At 71.8% G+C, this 16,348-nt stretch carries 21 protein-coding genes; 10 read left to right on the top strand and 11 right to left on the bottom strand.

Features of this window, described 5'->3' with window-relative positions; all coding sequences use genetic code 11:
• Positions 1 to 4 precede the first annotated feature (4 nt).
• Positions 5 to 634 carry a TetR/AcrR family transcriptional regulator gene (locus ACIHAD_RS07655; protein WP_397353531.1) on the bottom strand — a complete coding sequence of 210 codons (630 nt, stop codon included), beginning with the start codon at positions 632 to 634 and terminating at the stop codon, positions 5 to 7.
• 83 nt (positions 635 to 717) lie between these two features.
• Here ACIHAD_RS07655 and ACIHAD_RS07650 point away from each other — a divergent pair, with 83 nt between their 5' ends.
• Positions 718 to 1,350 (top strand): hypothetical protein, encoded by a 633-nt coding sequence (locus ACIHAD_RS07650; protein WP_397353530.1) that lies wholly within the window; start codon positions 718 to 720, stop codon positions 1,348 to 1,350.
• Here ACIHAD_RS07650 and ACIHAD_RS07645 read toward each other — a convergent pair whose 3' ends face one another.
• Together ACIHAD_RS07645 and ACIHAD_RS07640 are read right to left on the bottom strand one after the other, a co-directional pair.
• Positions 1,351 to 1,584 (bottom strand): DUF397 domain-containing protein, encoded by a 234-nt coding sequence (locus ACIHAD_RS07645; RefSeq protein WP_397353529.1) that lies wholly within the window; start codon positions 1,582 to 1,584, stop codon positions 1,351 to 1,353.
• Between the two features lie 134 nt (positions 1,585 to 1,718).
• Positions 1,719 to 2,600 carry a helix-turn-helix domain-containing protein gene (locus ACIHAD_RS07640; protein WP_397353528.1) on the bottom strand — a complete coding sequence of 294 codons (882 nt, stop codon included), beginning with the start codon at positions 2,598 to 2,600 and terminating at the stop codon, positions 1,719 to 1,721.
• Between the two features lie 202 nt (positions 2,601 to 2,802).
• Between ACIHAD_RS07640 and ACIHAD_RS07635 the strand changes: the two genes are divergently transcribed.
• Positions 2,803 to 3,204, top strand: a complete 402-nt coding sequence (locus tag ACIHAD_RS07635; protein WP_397353527.1) for an ATP-binding protein — start codon at positions 2,803 to 2,805, stop codon at positions 3,202 to 3,204.
• A gap of 33 nt (positions 3,205 to 3,237) precedes the next feature.
• On the opposite strand, the gene ACIHAD_RS07630 is transcribed toward ACIHAD_RS07635, so the two are convergent.
• Positions 3,238 to 3,864: a phosphoribosyltransferase gene (locus tag ACIHAD_RS07630; RefSeq protein WP_397353526.1), complete on the bottom strand. Its 627-nt coding sequence runs from the start codon at positions 3,862 to 3,864 to the stop codon at positions 3,238 to 3,240.
• 76 nt (positions 3,865 to 3,940) lie between these two features.
• Positions 3,941 to 5,038: a ribosome small subunit-dependent GTPase A gene (gene rsgA, locus ACIHAD_RS07625; protein ID WP_397353525.1), complete on the bottom strand. Its 1,098-nt coding sequence runs from the start codon at positions 5,036 to 5,038 to the stop codon at positions 3,941 to 3,943.
• A gap of 343 nt (positions 5,039 to 5,381) precedes the next feature.
• On the opposite strand from rsgA, the gene ACIHAD_RS07620 reads away from it, so the two are divergent.
• Complete coding sequence (locus ACIHAD_RS07620) at positions 5,382 to 5,870, top strand: sigma-70 family RNA polymerase sigma factor (protein WP_397353875.1); 489 nt, start codon at positions 5,382 to 5,384, stop codon at positions 5,868 to 5,870.
• Positions 5,867 to 6,589 (top strand): anti-sigma factor family protein, encoded by a 723-nt coding sequence (locus ACIHAD_RS07615; protein WP_397353524.1) that lies wholly within the window; start codon positions 5,867 to 5,869, stop codon positions 6,587 to 6,589. Before ACIHAD_RS07620 ends, ACIHAD_RS07615 begins: the two co-directional genes overlap by 4 nt.
• 53 nt (positions 6,590 to 6,642) lie before the next feature.
• Here the strand turns inward: ACIHAD_RS07615 and ACIHAD_RS07610 are convergent, their stop codons facing one another.
• Positions 6,643 to 6,966 carry an ArsR/SmtB family transcription factor gene (locus ACIHAD_RS07610; RefSeq protein ID WP_397353523.1) on the bottom strand — a complete coding sequence of 108 codons (324 nt, stop codon included), beginning with the start codon at positions 6,964 to 6,966 and terminating at the stop codon, positions 6,643 to 6,645.
• 87 nt (positions 6,967 to 7,053) lie between these two features.
• On the opposite strand from ACIHAD_RS07610, the gene ACIHAD_RS07605 reads away from it, so the two are divergent.
• Positions 7,054 to 8,052 (top strand): zinc-dependent alcohol dehydrogenase family protein, encoded by a 999-nt coding sequence (locus ACIHAD_RS07605; RefSeq protein ID WP_397353522.1) that lies wholly within the window; start codon positions 7,054 to 7,056, stop codon positions 8,050 to 8,052.
• 277 nt (positions 8,053 to 8,329) lie between these two features.
• Here the strand turns inward: ACIHAD_RS07605 and glyA are convergent, their stop codons facing one another.
• The 4 genes from glyA to ACIHAD_RS07585 all read right to left on the bottom strand — a co-directional run bounded on the left by glyA (position 8,330) and on the right by ACIHAD_RS07585 (position 11,916).
• The gene (glyA, locus tag ACIHAD_RS07600; RefSeq protein ID WP_397353520.1) at positions 8,330 to 9,583 is read right to left on the bottom strand and encodes a serine hydroxymethyltransferase; all 1,254 of its coding nucleotides are present in this window, start codon (positions 9,581 to 9,583) and stop codon (positions 8,330 to 8,332) included.
• A gap of 148 nt (positions 9,584 to 9,731) precedes the next feature.
• Positions 9,732 to 10,664 (bottom strand): YihY/virulence factor BrkB family protein, encoded by a 933-nt coding sequence (locus ACIHAD_RS07595; protein ID WP_397353519.1) that lies wholly within the window; start codon positions 10,662 to 10,664, stop codon positions 9,732 to 9,734.
• A 58-nt stretch (positions 10,665 to 10,722) separates the two neighbouring features.
• Positions 10,723 to 11,097 carry a YccF domain-containing protein gene (locus tag ACIHAD_RS07590; protein WP_397353518.1) on the bottom strand — a complete coding sequence of 125 codons (375 nt, stop codon included), beginning with the start codon at positions 11,095 to 11,097 and terminating at the stop codon, positions 10,723 to 10,725.
• A 54-nt stretch (positions 11,098 to 11,151) separates the two neighbouring features.
• A complete protein-coding gene (locus ACIHAD_RS07585; protein ID WP_397353874.1) occupies positions 11,152 to 11,916 on the bottom strand; it encodes a TIGR03084 family metal-binding protein in 765 nt (254 codons plus the stop codon).
• A 55-nt stretch (positions 11,917 to 11,971) separates the two neighbouring features.
• Between ACIHAD_RS07585 and ACIHAD_RS07580 the strand changes: the two genes are divergently transcribed.
• The 5 genes from ACIHAD_RS07580 to ACIHAD_RS07560 all read left to right on the top strand — a co-directional run bounded on the left by ACIHAD_RS07580 (position 11,972) and on the right by ACIHAD_RS07560 (position 15,654).
• The gene (locus ACIHAD_RS07580; protein WP_260478325.1) at positions 11,972 to 12,097 is read left to right on the top strand and encodes a hypothetical protein; all 126 of its coding nucleotides are present in this window, start codon (positions 11,972 to 11,974) and stop codon (positions 12,095 to 12,097) included.
• Between the two features lie 67 nt (positions 12,098 to 12,164).
• Positions 12,165 to 12,248 (top strand): putative leader peptide, encoded by an 84-nt coding sequence (locus ACIHAD_RS07575; protein ID WP_311132608.1) that lies wholly within the window; start codon positions 12,165 to 12,167, stop codon positions 12,246 to 12,248.
• A 103-nt stretch (positions 12,249 to 12,351) separates the two neighbouring features.
• Positions 12,352 to 14,025 (top strand): nitrite/sulfite reductase, encoded by a 1,674-nt coding sequence (locus ACIHAD_RS07570; protein ID WP_397353517.1) that lies wholly within the window; start codon positions 12,352 to 12,354, stop codon positions 14,023 to 14,025.
• A 136-nt stretch (positions 14,026 to 14,161) separates the two neighbouring features.
• Positions 14,162 to 14,890: a phosphoadenylyl-sulfate reductase gene (locus tag ACIHAD_RS07565; RefSeq protein ID WP_352328173.1), complete on the top strand. Its 729-nt coding sequence runs from the start codon at positions 14,162 to 14,164 to the stop codon at positions 14,888 to 14,890.
• Between the two features lie 23 nt (positions 14,891 to 14,913).
• Positions 14,914 to 15,654: a sirohydrochlorin chelatase gene (locus tag ACIHAD_RS07560; RefSeq protein WP_397353516.1), complete on the top strand. Its 741-nt coding sequence runs from the start codon at positions 14,914 to 14,916 to the stop codon at positions 15,652 to 15,654.
• A 4-nt stretch (positions 15,655 to 15,658) separates the two neighbouring features.
• Here the strand turns inward: ACIHAD_RS07560 and ACIHAD_RS07555 are convergent, their stop codons facing one another.
• Positions 15,659 to 16,348 (bottom strand): hypothetical protein, encoded by a 690-nt coding sequence (locus ACIHAD_RS07555; RefSeq protein ID WP_397353515.1) that lies wholly within the window; start codon positions 16,346 to 16,348, stop codon positions 15,659 to 15,661.

The following is a 16,348-nucleotide window of genomic DNA, read 5'->3' as shown; positions in this document are numbered from 1 at the left end:
GGGATCACCCGCTCGCGCGGCTCCTGCCGAGGGCGTCCCGCATCTCCGCCGCCGCCGCCGGGGTCAGCAGGGGGTGGGAGTAGAGGTCGAGCAGGGTGAGCGCGAGCAGGTGGGCGCCCTCGGGGCTGAACACGTCCACGCCCAGGCCGCGGGAGACGTGCTTGTGCAGCACGCCGACCGACAGCGACATGGCCGTGGACACGGTCGCGCGGGCCTTGCGGCCGGCGAACGGCTCGTCCGTGCGGGTCTCGTCGAGCTCTTCGAGCCACCCCTCGGTCAGCTCGGCGATGCCGTCGAACAGCGGCGCCGCCCGTCCCTCGGCCAGCGCCCGCGCCACGTACAGCCGGTAGGGCGCCAGCGCGTCGAGCGCCGCCGCCACGGGGTTGCGCCCGGCGGGCACGGCGCCCGCGCGGACGTCGTCGTCGAGGCGCCGGACGATCCTGATCAGGTGCTCGTCGCACGCCTCGCGCAGCGCCTGCTTGGAGCCGTAGTGGTGGCGCAGCAGCCCCGAGGACACCCCCGCGGTCTCGGCGATGGCCCGGGTCGTGGCCCCCTCGAAGCCGTGCTCGCCGAAGTGCAGCAGCGCCGCCTCCCTGATGCGGGCGCGCGCGGTGAGGTCGTCGGGCTCGGTCATGCGGTACGGCTCCCGTCCGGACGTGCGGATCGTGACGACCCTACACGCGAGCGCACGAAGCGGACGGCGATAAGGTACCCCTCGTGCCGGATTCAGCGCTCGTGACCGCGGACGACCTCGACGAGGCCGTCGCCCTCGCCGTCGACACCCTGCGGGACGCGCCGTCGCAGGCGTGGGAGGAGAGGGCGGGCTCGCTGGAGTGGACCTGCTGGGAGACCGTCGAGCACCTCACCGACGACCTGTTCGCCTACGCCGCCCAGCTCGGGCTCACGGTGCCGCCGCTGGACACGTACGTGCCCTTCGCGCTGGACCGGCGCAGGCCCGGCGGCCCCAACAGCACCATCCACGCCGACCGCGCGGCCGGGCCCGTCGGCCTGCTGCAGGTGCTCCAGGCCAGCGGCGCGCTGCTGTCGGCCATGGTCCGCACCGCACCGCCGCACGCGCGCGGCCATCACATCTTCGGCATGGGGGACGCGACGGCGTTCGCCGCGATGGGCCTGGTGGAAACGCTCGTGCATCTGCACGACGTGTCCGCGGGGCTCGGCCTGGCCTGGGAGCCGCCCGCGGACCTGTGCTCGCGGGTGCTGGCCCGCCTGTTCCCCGACGCCCCCCTGGACACCGCCCCCTGGGCCACGCTGCTGTGGGCGACCGGCCGCGGCGAGCTGCCCGGACGGCCGCGCCTGACCCGATGGCGCTGGTACAACGAACCCCGCTGATCAGACGATCAGGTCGTCGAACTCCCCGTCCTTGGCCCCGAGGACGAACGCACTGATCTCGGCCTGCGTGTACACCAGCGCCGGGCCGTCGGGGAACCGGGAGTTGCGCATCGCGATCTCACCCGTGGGCAGGCCCGCGACCTCGACGCAGTTGCCGTTGGGGTTGCTCCGCCTGCTCTTGCGCCACACGACGGGGAGGTGACCGGCGGGGGTTCCGTTCCGGAAATCGTGCATGGGGGACAGCTCCTAGCGATCTTACGGATGCACGTGCATCCGCGTTTGCGCTGACCATACGACAGCACGACAGACTCCATATACCGGATGCCCAAAAATCCGACTATGGAGTGGATCACAGGAGTTTCAGCAGCTCATCCGGAAATGAGCTGTTCCAGAAAGCGCCGCGTCTGCTTCGGCTCCAGCGCCTGGACGCTCAGCCGGTCCATGACCTCCATGTAGTGGTCGGAGTCCACCGGCTTGTCCAGATAGAGGGCGCTGGTGAGCTGTTCCATGTAGACCACGTCGGGCAGCTCGCGCTCGGGGAAGCGCAGGATGCTGAACGAGCCGCCGGCCGCCGCGTGCCCGCCGCTCTCGAACGGCACCACCTGGACGGTGACGTTGCGCTCCTCCGTGGCGTCGAGCAGGTGGCGGATCTGCTCGCGCATGACCTCGGCCCCGCCGAGCGCCCGGCGCAGGACGGCCTCGTCGATCACGGCCCACAGCTTGAGCCCGCTCTCCAGGCGCTTCTGCCGGGTGACGCGCAGGGTGACGCGGCGGTCGAGCTCGGAGTCGAGCGCCTTCTCGTTGCCGAGCCGGATCACCGCCTTGGCGTAGGCGGGCGTCTGCAGGAGACCGGGGACGAACTGGTTCTCGAACGTGCGGATGGCGGAGGCGGCCCCCTCCAGGCCGATGTAGACCTCGAACCAGCCGGGGAGCAGGTCGCCGTACTTGTGCCACCAGCCGGGGGCGTTGGCCTGCCGGGCCAGGGCGAGCAGCGGCTCGCGGTCGTCGGGGGCGGTGACGCCGTAGAGGGTGAGCAGGTCGGCGACATCACGCTGCTTGAAGCTGACCTGCCCGAGCTCAAGTCTGCTGATCTTCGCATGAGATGCGCGAATGGAGTATCCGGCATCCTCTCGGGAGATGCCCTTCTCGGTACGGAGCCTGCGCAGTTGCGTACCCAGCAGGATCCGCAGCACCGTCGGGCTTCCCGGCGAGTAGCTGAGAAGCTTTCCCTCCGCGCTCTGTGCGCTCACTCGACCGCTCCTAGATCATCTGCACGTGCAGATGGTATTCGCATCGGTAAAACACGAAAAGTCTTGCATCACTAACCACACCCCGTAAAGATGGGCACTGGATCACCAGACCGCGCTTCGGGGGCCAAGAATGACGACTTTCGACGCTCGGCCGCAAGCCGCCATCGGTTCCGGGCCCCCAGGGTGGCTCGCCTCCATTCTGGTGGACGGGCGTGCCGGAGAGTGCGACGCGGTGTTCCCGTTCCATGATCGCACCGCGTTCGAGCCGGCGTGCGTGGCGATGGCCCGGCGTTTCGTGGACCAGACCCTCACCTCGTGGTCGGCCGCCGACCTGGCCTTCGACGTGGAGCTGGTGGTCTCGGAGCTGGTCACGAACGCGATGCGGCACGGCGGCGGGGCCGTACAGCTGCGGCTGCTCTTCCGCCGGCCCGAGCTGGCCTGCGTGGTGACCGACCACAGCGAGGCCGTCCCGGTGGCGGCGCCGGCCGACGTGTTCGCCGAGTTCGGACGCGGGCTGCGGCTGGTGGACGCGCTCTGCACCGCATGGGGCTGGTTCGCCCCCGACGGCTCCAAGAAGCTGGTGTGGGCGGTCCTGTCCGCCTAGACGCCGGTACGAGCGGCGCTGTCCGGTTGGGGGTCACCGCCGGTCCAGGAGGTCCAGCACGTCGGCGTCGGTGAGCTGGTCGAAGTGCTCGTACCACTGGCCGACCGCCCTGAAGTCGACCGGGGTCAGCAGCACCACCACCTCGTCGGCCTCCGCGCGCATCATCCTGACGGTCTCCTCGGCGCCGACCGGCACGGCCAGCGTCACCTTGGCGGGGCCGGCCGCGGCGACCGCGCGCAGGGCCGCCCTCGCGGTGACGCCCGTGGCCAGGCCGTCGTCCACGACGATCACCTCGCGCCCGGCCAGCGGCGGCAGCGGCCGGCCGGCCCGGTACGCCTCCACCCTCCTGGCCAGCTCGCGCCGCTCCTGCTCGACCACGCCGGCCACGTCCTCGGGCGTCAGGCCCAGCCGGTCGAGCATCGTCAGGTCGAACACCGGCTCGCCGCCCTCGGCGATCGCCCCCACCCCCAGCTCGGGTGCCGGCGGGTAGCCGATCTTCCGGGTGACGAGCACGTCCAGCTCCCCGCCGAGCCGGCCCACGATCGGCACGGCCACGGCGACCCCGCCGCGCGGCAACGCCAGCACGACGGGGTCCCGCGCCTCCGGCAGCCGCTCGGCCAGCAACGCCCCGGCCTCGGCCCGATCCGCGAACAGCCTCATGACCTGTGCCTACCCCCACGCCCCGCTCTACTCGCCTCCCCCGGGCGGAGGAGGCGAAGCAGGGCCGGACGGGCGGTCAGGGGCGGTTACGGCTGGAGCGGCGCATCTCCTTGTGGATGATCTTCCACTTGTTCTGCTGCTCCTTGCGCAGCCGCGCATCCGTGCGGGACGCCATCCAGGCCGCCTCGCGTTGCAGCTTGCGCCAGCTCTGCAGCCGGCGTTCGGGCAGCTCGCCGCTCTCCAGGGCGTCCAGGACCGCACATCCCGGCTCGCTCACGTGCCCGCAGTCGGCGAACCGGCAGCGCCGGGCCAGCTCCTCGATGTCGGAGAAGACGAGATCCACGCCCTCCCCGATGTCGTAGAGGCCGATCCGGCGGATGCCCGGAGTGTCGATGATCAGGCCGCCGCCGGGCAGCGGGATCAGCTCCCGGTGGACGGTCGTGTGCCGCCCCCGCCCGTCGGCCGCCCGGACCTGCTGGGTGTCCATCGCGCCCGTACCGGCCAGCGCGTTGACCAGGGTGGACTTGCCCGCGCCGGACGGCCCGAGCACGACCGCCGTACGGGAGCCGTGCAGGTAGCCCGCGGCCAGCGAGACCCCCTCCCCCAGCAGCGAGGAGACGGCGTGCACGTCGACGCCCGGCGCGGCGGCCCGTACGTCGGCCATCAGCTCGTCGAGCCCCGCCTCGAACAGGTCGGACTTGGTCACCAGCACGACGGGCGTGCCGCCGGACTCCCAGGCCAGCGCCACCAGACGCTCGATGCGGCCGAGGTCGGCGAAGTCGGTCGCGTGCATGGACGGCTCGGCCACGAAGACGATGTCGACGTTGGCCGCGAGCACCTGGCCCTGGCCGTCGCCGGACAGGCCGCCGACCGAGTCGCGGCTCACGCCGCCCCGGACGAACGCGGTGGTCCTCGAAAGCACCTGGTCGAGCTCGTACCGGCCTTCGGGCAGCCATCTGAGCGCGGCCCAGTCGCCGACGCACGGCAGGGCCACCGGGTCGTCGGCGGAGGAACGGCGCACGCGGGCGCCGTACTTGACGTGGTGCTGCCCGTCGGCGGCGATCACCTCGGCGGCGCCGCGGTCGACGCGGGCCACCCGCGCCGGGACGGTGTCAGCGGGAAGCTCGGCGGCGCGCAGGTCGGTCCAGCCGAGCAGGGAAAGATCGTGAGACAAGACGGTGAAACCTTTGATCGAGAAGGAAACGGGCAGCTCAGACGAGCTCCCGGAGGTAGACGGACTGCAGACGGAACAGAACGACCCGCATATCCCTCACCTCCTCGATCGGTTGCGCGAACGACTCTAATCACCCTGTCCCGGGCGATGCAATCGGATTATCTTCGCCGATCCATTGAACCCCGCCAGGGCGGCCGAGCGTACTTCCTCCCGACGGACGCGAGAAAGGGGAATGATGCGGATCAGCACGTATCCCCCGCCCTCGGCCGAGGGGCCGGCCCCGGTGGGCAAGCCGCGCCTACGCCATCTGATCCGGCGGGTGCGACCGGACGACGAGGTGGTCGTGTCCGCGCTCTACCGGGAGTACCACCGGCCGCTGCTGGCCTTCGTGGTACGGCTGACGGCGGGCGACCGGCAGTGGGCGGAAGACGTGGTGCAGGAGACGATGATCCGGGCCTGGCGCAGCGCCGAGCGGCTGGACCCCGACTCGGCCTCGCTCATGCCCTGGCTCGCCACGGTGGCCAGACGTATCGTGATCGATGACCGGCGGCGCAGGGAGGCGCGCCCGCGCGAATCGGGCGACGGGGCGCTGGACAGCGTGCCGGTGCCGGACGAGTTGGAGGGGCTGCTGCGCCAGGTGGTCGTGTCAGAGGCGCTGAAGGCGTTGTCACCGGCGCACCGCGAGATCCTGAACGAGACGATCCTGCGGGACCGGTCGGTCAACGACGCCGCCGCGGCGCTCGGCATCCCGGTGGGCACCGTGAAGTCCCGCGTCTACTACGCCGTCCGCGCCCTGCGGGTCGCGCTGGAGGAGCGGGGGGTGACGGCGTGAGCCCGGGGGTCGAGCACACCGACGTGGGCGCCTACGCCCTCGGCCTGCTGGAGGAGGACGACCGGCTGGCCTTCGAGGCCCACCTGCGCGCCTGCCCCTCCTGCCGCTTCGAGCTGTCCGACCTGGCGGGGGTCGCCAGTGTGCTGCACGGCATCGCCCCGGTGCAGGACGCCGGCCCTCCTCCCGATGAGGGGCAGGCCGGCGTGGTCGACCTGCTCCGCCGCAAGAAGGCGGCCGACCGGCGGGCACGCAGGGGGACGTTCCTGCTCGGCATGGCGGCGGCGGTCGCGCTGGCGGCCGGCGGGCTGACCATCGGCACGCAGCTCACCGGCGGCGGCGACCCGCCGCAGGCCATGTCGGGGCGCACCGACCACATGGGCCCGGCCGAGCAGTTCTACGCCGACGGCACGCCGATCGCGGGCAAGGGCGCCGGCGGGGTGTCGGGCGGGATGGTGGTGGAGTCGAAGGGCTGGGGCACGCACGCGGCGCTCAAGCTGTCGGGGGTGAAGGGGCCGCTGGAGTGCGAGCTGGTGTCGGTGGGCAAGTCGGGTGAGCGGCGCGTGATGACCGGATGGGCGGTGCCGGCGCCGGGTTACGGGGTGCCGGGCTCGCCCGCCCCGCTCTACATGCACGGCGGCAGCGCGATGCCGCTGAACGAGATCGACCGCTTCGAGGTGGTCACCAGGACGGGCACGACCCTGCTCACCGTCAAGACCTGAGCCCCCGGCCCGGGGAAGGCCCTTCCGCCGCGGCGGGAGGGCCTTCCCGCGTTCTACGAGGACGCGCGGTCGGCGGTGACGACGGCGTCGAGCAGGCCGGGGAACGCCGCGTCGAACTCGGCCCTGCGCAGGGTGTTCATGCGCGAGGTGCCGGCGTAGTGCTGCCGGATGAGGCCGGCCTCGCGCAGCACGCGGAAGTGGTGGGTGGCCGTGGACTTGCTCACGGAGATGTCGAACCCGCCGCAGGCGATGTCGCCGGGGGCGTCGCCGAGCTGGGTGACGATGCTGCGCCGGACCGGGTCGACGAGCGCTTCGAGAACCCGTTGGAGGGTGACCTCGCGCAGGTCGGGGTGGTCCGGGGTGCGGTCGGCGTCCATGGGCCCATAGTACGACACGCATCGAAGTTTGACGGTGATCGTACTTTGGCGGTTGAATGGCGGCCTCTGACGCGGAAGGACGATGTGATGACCAGGACGGTGCTGTTCCACGAGCTCGGCGGCCCCGAGGTGCTGAGGCTGGAGGACGTGGCGCCCGGCCAGCCGGGGCCGGGCGAGGTGCGGATCCGGGTGGAGGCGATCGGGCTCAACAGGGCCGAGGCGCTGTTCCGCAGCGGGCACTACATCGAGCCGGTACGGCGTTTCCCCGCCCGGCTGGGCACCGAGGCCGCCGGCGTGGTCGAGGCGGTGGGCGCGGGCGTCACCGGGTTGACGGTCGGCCTGCCGGTGAGCACGGTGCCGGCGTTCTCGCAGAACGACTACGGCCTGTACGCCGGACGGGCGGTCGTGCCTGCGGCGGCGGTGCTGCCCCGCCCCGAGGGGGTGGGCCCGGTGGAGGGCGCGGCCGTGTGGATGCCGTACCTGACGGCCTACGGCGCGCTGGTGGAGGTGGGCGGGATGCGTCCCGGTGACACGGTCGTGCTGAACGCCGCCTCCAGCAGCGTCGGCCTGGCCGCCATCCGGGTCGCCGACCGGATGGGCGCCACGCCGATCGCCCTCACCCGCACCGCGGCCAAGAAGGAGGCCCTGCTGAAGGAGGGCGCGGCCGAGGTGATCGTCACCGAGGAGGAGGACGTGACCGAGCGGGTGCTGGCGGCGACGGGCGGACGCGGGGCCGAGTACGTGTTCGACGCCGTGGCCGGGCCGGGCGTGAGGGACCTGGCCAAGGCGGTCGCCCCCGAGGGCCAGATACTGGTGTACGGCGCGCTGAGCGGCGAGCCGACGCCCTATCCCATGATCGACCTCGGCATGCCGGCCGTGAACATGCGGACGTACACGATGCTGGAGACGACGCGGGTGCCCGAGCGGCTGCGGCGGGCGACGGCGTTCGTGGCGTCGGGGCTGCGTTCCGGGGCCTTCCGTGCGGTGGTGGACCGCACGTTCGACCTGGAGGAGATCGTCGAGGCCCACCGGCACCTGGAGTCGAACGCGCAGTTCGGCAAGATCGTGGTGACGGTCCGGCACTGACCGTTTCGCGGAACGGTGAACCTCGGAGGGGCCGGGCCGCGTACTGCCTGGAGTACGCGCCGCTCCGTCCAGGGGCGGCGGCCCGATGCCGGTCAGGGGCGGTTCGGTCCCGCCCCTTCCGGCCGTACCGGCCGGTCCACGCGGACCGGCCGCCGCGACGGGGGAACTTCGGCCCCCGCTCGCGACCGGCGCCCCGCCGCACACCGGGAGCCCGTGCGGCGGGGCGTCCGGCCGTCCGCCGTCGGAGGCGGGACAGGCCGGGCGCGGGGCCTCGGGATCAGGACAGGCCGGGGGCGGGGAACTGGGCGGTCAGCTCGCTGACCTCGTGGTGGACGCGGGTGATGACGTCCTCGGCGTCGCCCTTGGCCAGGGCCGTGACGACCTCGTCCATCCAGGCGCCGATCTGCCGCATCTCGGCCTCGCCCATGCCGCGCGAGGTGACCGACGGGGTGCCGATGCGGATGCCCGACGGGTCGAACGGCTTGCGGGTGTCGAACGGCACCGCGTTGTAGTTGGTCTCCAGACCGGCCCGGTCGAGCGCCTGGGCGGCGGGCTTGCCGCCGATGCCCTTGGGCGTCAGGTCGAGCAGGATCAGGTGGTTGTCGGTGCCGCCGGAGACCAGGTCGAAGCCCCGGCTGGACAGCTCCTCGGCCAGGGCCTTGGCGTTGGCGACGACCTGGTGGGCGTAGTCGCGGAAGGACGGCTGGGCGGCCTCGTGCAGCGCGACGGCGATGGCGGCGGTGGTGTGGTTGTGCGGGCCGCCCTGGAGACCGGGGAAGACGGCCTTGTTCAGCGCGGTGGCGTGCTCATCGCCGGTGGCCATGAGCATGGCGCCGCGCGGGCCGCGCAGCGTCTTGTGGGTGGTCGTGGAGATCACGTCGGCGTGACCCACCGGGGACGGGTGGGCGCCGCCCGCGACCAGGCCGGCGATGTGCGCGATGTCGGCCGCGAGCACGGCGCCGACCTCGCGGGCGATGGAGGCGAAGCCCTCGAAGTCGATCGTGCGCGGGATGGCGGTGCCGCCGCAGAAGATGAGCTTCGGCCGGTGCTCCAGGGCCAGCTCGCGGACCTCGTCGAGGTCGACGCGGCCGGTGTCCCTGCGCACGCCGTAGCGGACCGGGTTGAACCACTTGCCGGTGGCCGAGACCGACCAGCCGTGGGTCAGGTGGCCGCCGAAGGGCAGGCCCATGCCGAGCACGGTGTCGCCGGGCTGCAGGAAGGCCAGGTAGACGGCCAGGTTGGCGGGCGAGCCCGAGTACGGCTGGACGTTGGCGTGGTTGACGCCGAACACGGCCTTGGCCCGCTCGATCGCCAGCGTCTCGATCTGGTCGATGACCTGCTGGCCCTCGTAGTAGCGCTTGCCCGCGTAGCCCTCGGAGTACTTGTTGGTCAGGACCGTGCCGGTCGCTTCGAGCACGGCCTTGGACACGTAGTTCTCGGACGCGATCAGCTTGACGGTGTCGGCCTGACGGCGCTCCTCCGCCTTGATGAGCTCGGCGAGCTGCGGGTCGGCGCTAGCAAGAGAACTCATGACTCCCCTGTCATCATTGACAATTGGCGAAGACCCAGGCGCTCGGCCTCCGCTCCCGGTTGATTCGCTCCCTGGTGGTCGATCCCACCGAATGCGCCAGTCGCGTCGCCCTAGACGATAGCGGATGCGCAACCGGGCGCTTCTCCCGCTACTTGGTCCGGCTCACACCCGGCCAGAGCCGATCGACCTCGGCGTTCAGGATGGCCCCGATGAGCACGGCCAGAGCGGTGATGTACAGCCACAGCAGCAGCGCGATCGGGGCGGCCAGGGAGCCGTAGACGGACACGGGCGTGAACCAGGCCGCCAGCACCGCCCGCAGCACGGCCGCGCACACGATCCACAGGAACAGGGCCAGGATCGCGCCGGGCAGCTCGCGGTACCACTTCGTCCGCACCGGCACGCTGACGTGGTAGAGCACGGTGAGGAAGAGCACCGAACCGATGATCACGACGGGCCAGTAGAGGATGTCGATGAGGATGCCGTACTCGCCGGGGAGGGCGTCCTTGAGCAGGGTGGGGCCGATGACGAGGATCGGCATGACGATGATGCCGATGATCAGGCCGACGACGTAGAGGCCGAACGACAGGAGCCGGGTGCGGATGATGCCGCGCTCCTCCCCCAGCCCGTACGCGACCGAGATGAGGTCGACGTAGACATAGAGCGCCCGCGAGCCCGACCACAGCGACAGCAGGAAGCCGAGGGAGATGATGGACACCTTGTTGGCGTCGTCCCGCAGCACGTCGGTGATGAGCGGGCTGATCACCTTCTTGACGGCCTCGTCGGTGAACAGCAGCCCGGCCTGCTCGATCACCCACGTCTTGACCTCGGTGACGACGCCGCCGCCGAGCCAGGTGCCGAGCTTGCCCAGCACGCCGATCAGGCCCAGCACGAACGGCGGCAGCGACAGCAGCGCGAAGAACGCGGCCTCGCCGGCCAGGCCGGTGACCCGGTAGTTGACACCGGCGTTCGTGGCCGCGCGCACGATCGCCCACGACTTGGTGTCGAGCACCCAGTTCAGCCTGGCCCGGGCGTTCGAGGCGAGCCGCCTCCTGGACCGGGAAGGCGCATTGGTGGACGTCATGGCACCCAACGGTATTTCGCAGTGTCTCTCCGGGACAGCTTACGTCCCGGCACCTGCCCTAGTCGTTGTCCACGATGCGCGCGCCCAGCGGAAGAAGCGAGACGGGGATCAGCTTGAGGTTCGCGATGCCCAGCGGGATGCCGATGATGGAGATGAACAGCGGGATCGAGGTGACGACGTGACCGATCGCCAGCCAGATGCCCGCGACCACGCACCAGATGATGTTGCCGATGAGGGAGAAGACGCCGGCGTCCGGGTCGCGCACGACCGTCCGGCCGAACGGCCACAGAGCGTAGGCGGCGATCCTGAACGAGGCGATGCCGAACGGGATGGTGACGATGAGAACGCAGCAGATGACCCCGGCCACGGCGTAGCCGATCGCCAGCCAGATGCCGGCGAACACGAGCCAGATGACGTTCAGAATGGTCCGCATGCTCACAGCATGTCACCGGCCGTGCCGCCGACGTCATCCGGTACGACCCTGAACTTACCCTGACCGCGGCGGCCTTCCCTTCCCCGGCGGCCCGGCGAACGCCTGGGCGATCTCCAGCCAGGCGCGGGCGGGCTCCCCGGCCGCCTCCAGTGCCGTGTCCGACAGGTGGACGCGCTGGGTGACGAGCAGGCAGAAGTCGAGCATCGGGCCGCGTACGACGGCGGACGCGTCCGCGGGGCCCGCGGTCCACAGGTCGCCGCCGGGGGTCGTGAGCTCGACGCGTACGGGCCCCGCGGGCTCGGGCAGGCCGCGGGCGGCGAAGCTGTAGGGACGGGCGCGGCAGCCGAGCAGGGCCACGTGCCGCAGCCGTTCGGTGGGTTCCCGGGTCAGACCGAGCCCGTCGGCCACGTCCTGCCCATGGGCCCAGGTCTCCATCAGGCGCGCGGTGACGAAGGACGCGCCCGACATCGCCGGCCCGAACCAGGGCACCCGGACGCGCGCGTCGAGCGTGCCGAACGCCTCCAGCGAGCGGGCGCGGGCCGCGCGGAACCAGGCGTGCAGCTCGCGCGGCGGCATGCCACGCGACGCCGCGGCGAGGTCGTCCACCGAGCCGGCCCGCGCGGCCAGGTCGCGGAAGGCGGCCGGATCGGTGACCGACAGGACGGCGGCGTCGTCGAACCAGGCCAGGTGGCTCACCTGGTCGCGCACGGCCCACCCCTCGGCGGGCGTGGGCGTCTCCCAGTCGGCGGGTCGCAGGGGCGCCAGCAGCGCCTCCAGGGAATCGGTCTCGGCCCGGAGGTCGGCCAGCAGCCCGGCCATGAGGTCCACGCACGCCACCCTAACCCGAACAACGTTCTAGGAGAATAATGCGGACGTGATCTGCGAGAGCTGCAAGGACAAGCGTCACGACGACTGCCGCGGCGGCTCCTGGTGCGACTGCCAGCACCAGAGCGAGGAGCGGCCCCAGGAGTCGGCGCTCGACTGGCCGCGTCAGGGTTAGGGCCCGGCGGAGTCCAGACTCTGGACCCCATCTTGGACATCCGGGATCTCCGGAGTATCTTCGAGGTATGCCAGCGGACCCCATGCTCGTCGGTCGACGCCACGTCGACCTTCAGCGTGTCCGCAGTGCCATCTGTTGCGACGCCCGCTAACTCATCTTCTCCACCGCGGAGCGCGTCGCACCCACCTGAACCCCTGCACTCGACGACGAGGCAGGAGGAACGCTGCGCGCGCCCACAATCCGAAGGACGCGCAATGAGCACCCCTGCCAGCCGGCATCACAAGCGCCCGCGCGGCGAAGGCCAGTGGGCCCTCGGTTACCGGGAGCCGCTGAACAAGAACGAAGAGAACAAGAAGAACGACGACGGTCTCAACGTCCGCCAGCGCATCATCGACATCTACGCCAAGCAGGGCTTCGACTCGATCGACCCCGCCGACCTGCGCGGCCGCATGCGCTGGTACGGCCTCTACACCCAGCGCAGGCCCGGCATCGACGGCGGCAAGACCGCGATCCTGGAGCCGGAGGAGCTCGACGACCGCTACTTCATGCTCCGCGTGCGCATCGACGGCGGCCAGCTCGACCTGCGCCAGCTCCGCACGATCGCCGACATCGCCAACGAGTACGCCCGCGGCACGGCCGACCTGACCGACCGGCAGAACATCCAGCTCCACTGGATCGAGATCGAGTCGGTGCCCGACATCTGGGAGCGTCTGGAGGCCGTGGGCCTGTCCACCACCGAGGCGTGCGGCGACACCCCGCGCGTGATCCTGGGCTGCCCGCTGGCCGGGATCGACTCCGAGGAGGTGCTGGACGCCACCCCCGACATCCACTCGGTCAACCGGGAGTTCATCGGCAACCCCGAGTACTCCAACCTGCCGCGCAAGTTCAAGACGGCGCTGAGCGGCTGCCCGGCCCACTGCACGGTGCACGAGATCAACGACGTGGCCTTCGTCGGCGTGGTCAACGAGCACGGCGAGGCGGGCTACGACCTGTGGGTCGGCGGCGGCCTGTCCACCAACCCGATGCTGGCCAAGCGCCTCGGCGTCTTCGTCAGCCCCGACCGCGTCGACGACGTGTACGCGGGCGTGATCGGCATCTTCCGCGACTACGGCTACCGGCGGCTGCGCCACAGGGCCCGGCTGAAGTTCCTGGTCAACGACTGGGGCGTGGAGAAGTTCCGCGAGGTGCTGGAGACCGAGTACGTCAAGGAGAGCCTGCCCGACGGCCCGGCGCCCGCCCTGCCGCGCGGCAGCCGCCGTGACCACGTGGGCGTCCATCCCCAGAAGGACGGCAACTTCTACGTCGGCTTCGCGCCCAAGGTGGGCCGCCTCGACGGCGACAAGCTCAACGTGATCGCCGACATCGCCGAGCGGCACGGCTCCGGCCGGGTGCGCACCACCGTCGAGCAGAAGATGGTCGTCCTCGACGTCGCGCCGGACCGGGTGGAGTCCCTCGTGGCCGAGCTGGAGGCCAACGACCTCCAGGTCAACCCCTCCACGTTCCGCCGCCAGACGATGGCCTGCACCGGCATCGAGTACTGCAAGCTCGCCATCGTCGAGACCAAGGCCACCGCCGCGCACCTGATCGACGAGCTGGAGCGGCGGCTGCCCGACTTCGAGCAGCCGCTCACCATCAACGTCAACGGCTGCCCCAACTCCTGCGCCCGCATCCAGGTCGCCGACATCGGCCTGAAGGGCCAGCTCGTCGTGGACGAGAACGGCGACCAGGTCGAGGGCTACCAGATCCACCTGGGCGGCTCGCTCGGCGTCGACTCGGGCTTCGGCCGCAAGGTGCGCGGCCTGAAGACCACCGCCAAGGCCCTGCCCGACTACGTCGAGCGCGTGGTGAGCAACTACGACGCCCAGAAGAAGGAGGGCGAGTCCTTCGCCGACTGGGTGCAGCGCGCGGACGAGGCGGACCTGAAATGACCACGCGAGCGGTTCCCTTCCACTGCCCGTACTGCGGCGACGAGGATCTGGAGCCCTACGAGGGGGACGGCGGCTGGTACTGCCGCGCCTGCGCCCGCGCCTTCAAGCTGAAGTTTCTCGGAATCGGAGTGAAGATATGACGCTGGTCGACATCGAGGTCGGTTTAAGAGATCAGCGCGGCACGCTCGACCTTCAGGACATCGTCGAGTCCGCCGCCACGTTCCTTGAGGGCGCCCCGGCCCGGGAGATCATCCGGTGGGCCGCGGCGACGTTCGGCGACCGGTTGTGCCTGACGTCCTCCATGAGCGACGCGTTGCTCATCGATCTGGTGAGCCGGGTCAAACCGGGCGTGGACGTGCTGTTCATCGACACCGGTTACCACTTCGCCGAGACGATCGGCACGCGTGACGCGGTGCGGCAGGTCTATGACGTCAACGTGATCGACATCAAGCCGTCCAGGACGGTCCAGGAGCAGGATCGCGACCTCGGGCCGCGCCTGTTCGGCCGCAACCCGGACCTGTGCTGCTACCTGCGCAAGGTGGAGCCCCTGAACCGGGCGCTGGAGCCGTACCTGGCGTGGATCTCCGGCATCCGCCGGGACGAGTCGTCCAGCCGTACGGACACCAGGGTCGTCGAGTGGGACGCCAAGCGCCAGATGGTGAAGGTCAACCCCATCGCCGCCTGGACGCAGGAGGACGTCGACAACTACATCGCCGACAACGGGGTGCTGATCAACCCGTTGCACTACGACAACTACCCCTCGATCGGCTGCGCGCCGTGCACGCGCCAGGTGGCCGAGGGCGAGGACCCGCGCAGCGGCCGCTGGGCGGGGCTGGGGAAGGTCGAATGCGGCATTCACCTGTGATCCCCGTCAGGGGCCGCGTCCCGTTGGCAGACGGGCCGGCCCCCGAGCGCGTGCCACTGGTGGCGGTGGCGCACGGGTCGCGTGACCCGCGTGCCGCCGCCACCGTGGCCGCGCTGCTGGACCGCGTGCGCCGGGCGCGTCCCGACGTGCCGGTGCGGGTGGCCTACCTCGACCACTGCGCCCCGACGCTGGGGCAGGCGCTCGACGGGCTGGGCGAGGCCGTGGTGCTGCCCCTGCTGCTCACCGAGGCCTACCACAGCCGGGTGGACCTGCCCGCGGCGCTCAACGAGGCCCGCGCGCGCGACCCGCGCCTGCGGGTGCACCACGGCACGACGCTCGGGCCGCACCCGCTGCTGCTGCCGGCGCTGGAGCGGCGGCTGTCGGAGGCGGGCGTCCCGGCCGGCGACCCCGATACGGCGGTGGTGCTGGTCTCGGCCGGGTCGAGCGACGCCAGGGCCAACGAGGTGGTCGCCGGCATGGCCCGCGCCTGGCGGCGCGCCGGCTGGTGGACGGTGACCGCGGCCTACGCCTCGGCCGCCGGGCCGGCGCCCGAGGAGGCCGTCGCGCGGCTCAGGGCCGCGGGCGCGCCGCGCGTGGCCGTCGCCCCCTACCTGCTGGCTCCCGGCTTCTTCGCCGACCGGATCCGCCGGGCCACCGCCCCGGCCGTCTGCGCCGACGTGCTCGGCCCGGCGCCCGAGCTGGTGGACGTGCTGCTCGAACGGTACGAGGCCACCCTGCGCGACCGCGTGCCGGTGGCCGGCTGAGCGCTCAGCACCGAGCCGTGATCTCGCCGGTCCTCGGATCGACCCTGACCACGTCGGGCCGGCACGAGCGGGTGCGGGCGTCCACCAGCGTCAGCCGCCACTCGGCGGGGTAGGACGCGGTCCTGGCCAGCAGCAGTTCGGCGCCCGCGGCGGTCATCGTGCCGGTGCCCCCGTCGGCGGCCCTCACGACGGCGGCGCTCACCTCGTTCACGCCGTCGCGGGCCCTGGCGTCGCCGAACCAACCGGGCGGCTGCCGGATCGTGGGCCCGCACGCCCCGGTGGCGGCCAGCTTGCCGTTGAGCCAGATCAGCCCGTAGCCACCGGACGGGCAGGTGAGGGCGAAGGACACCGCCTCGGCCTTCGACGCGAACGTGAACGTCTCCCGCCTTCCCCCCTGGGCGTAGCCGTGGAAGAGCGGCAGCCTGGGCTGGGCGCGTGCCGGCGCGGTCTGGACCAGGGCGCCGGCCCAGACGTCCCCGGGGGCTCGGGCGGCCTCGGGAGCGGGCCGGGCGTCCACGGTGAGCACCGTGACGGCCGTGACCGCCAGGGCCGCCGCCGCCACCGAGCCCGCCGCCCGGCCCCGGCGCCGCCGGATGCCGCGGACGCGGGCGTCCACGTCGGCCAGCCGCACCCCGCCCGGGGGCGCGTCGGCGCTGTCGTGGTCGAGCAGGTCGCGCAGTCGCTGTTGTGTCAT

The organism is Nonomuraea sp. NPDC052265 (genome assembly GCF_044547985.1).
In the GTDB taxonomy this organism is placed as follows: Bacteria; Actinomycetota; Actinomycetes; order Streptosporangiales; family Streptosporangiaceae; genus Nonomuraea.
Note: the sequence above shows the minus strand (reverse complement) of the source record. Positions and strands in the feature narration are given on the sequence as shown.

What these genes read in the sequence shown, in the direction of transcription:
- ACIHAD_RS07655 (WP_397353531.1), bottom strand. Translation starts at nt 634, where the DNA reads ATGACCGAGCCCGACGACCTCACCGCGCGCGCCCGCATCAGGGAGGCG.
- ACIHAD_RS07645 (WP_397353529.1), bottom strand. Translation starts at nt 1,584, where the DNA reads ATGCACGATTTCCGGAACGGAACCCCCGCCGGTCACCTCCCCGTCGTG.
- ACIHAD_RS07630 (WP_397353526.1), bottom strand. Translation starts at nt 3,864, where the DNA reads ATGAGGCTGTTCGCGGATCGGGCCGAGGCCGGGGCGTTGCTGGCCGAG.
- ACIHAD_RS07610 (WP_397353523.1), bottom strand. Translation starts at nt 6,966, where the DNA reads ATGGACGCCGACCGCACCCCGGACCACCCCGACCTGCGCGAGGTCACC.
- ACIHAD_RS07605 (WP_397353522.1), top strand. Translation starts at nt 7,054, where the DNA reads ATGACCAGGACGGTGCTGTTCCACGAGCTCGGCGGCCCCGAGGTGCTG.
- glyA (WP_397353520.1), bottom strand. Translation starts at nt 9,583, where the DNA reads ATGAGTTCTCTTGCTAGCGCCGACCCGCAGCTCGCCGAGCTCATCAAG.
- ACIHAD_RS07595 (WP_397353519.1), bottom strand. Translation starts at nt 10,664, where the DNA reads ATGACGTCCACCAATGCGCCTTCCCGGTCCAGGAGGCGGCTCGCCTCG.
- ACIHAD_RS07590 (WP_397353518.1), bottom strand. Translation starts at nt 11,097, where the DNA reads ATGCGGACCATTCTGAACGTCATCTGGCTCGTGTTCGCCGGCATCTGG.
- ACIHAD_RS07585 (WP_397353874.1), bottom strand. Translation starts at nt 11,916, where the DNA reads ATGGCCGGGCTGCTGGCCGACCTCCGGGCCGAGACCGATTCCCTGGAG.
- ACIHAD_RS07575 (WP_311132608.1), top strand. Translation starts at nt 12,165, where the DNA reads ATGCCAGCGGACCCCATGCTCGTCGGTCGACGCCACGTCGACCTTCAG.
- ACIHAD_RS07570 (WP_397353517.1), top strand. Translation starts at nt 12,352, where the DNA reads ATGAGCACCCCTGCCAGCCGGCATCACAAGCGCCCGCGCGGCGAAGGC.
- ACIHAD_RS07565 (WP_352328173.1), top strand. Translation starts at nt 14,162, where the DNA reads ATGACGCTGGTCGACATCGAGGTCGGTTTAAGAGATCAGCGCGGCACG.
- ACIHAD_RS07555 (WP_397353515.1), bottom strand. Translation starts at nt 16,348, where the DNA reads ATGACACAACAGCGACTGCGCGACCTGCTCGACCACGACAGCGCCGAC.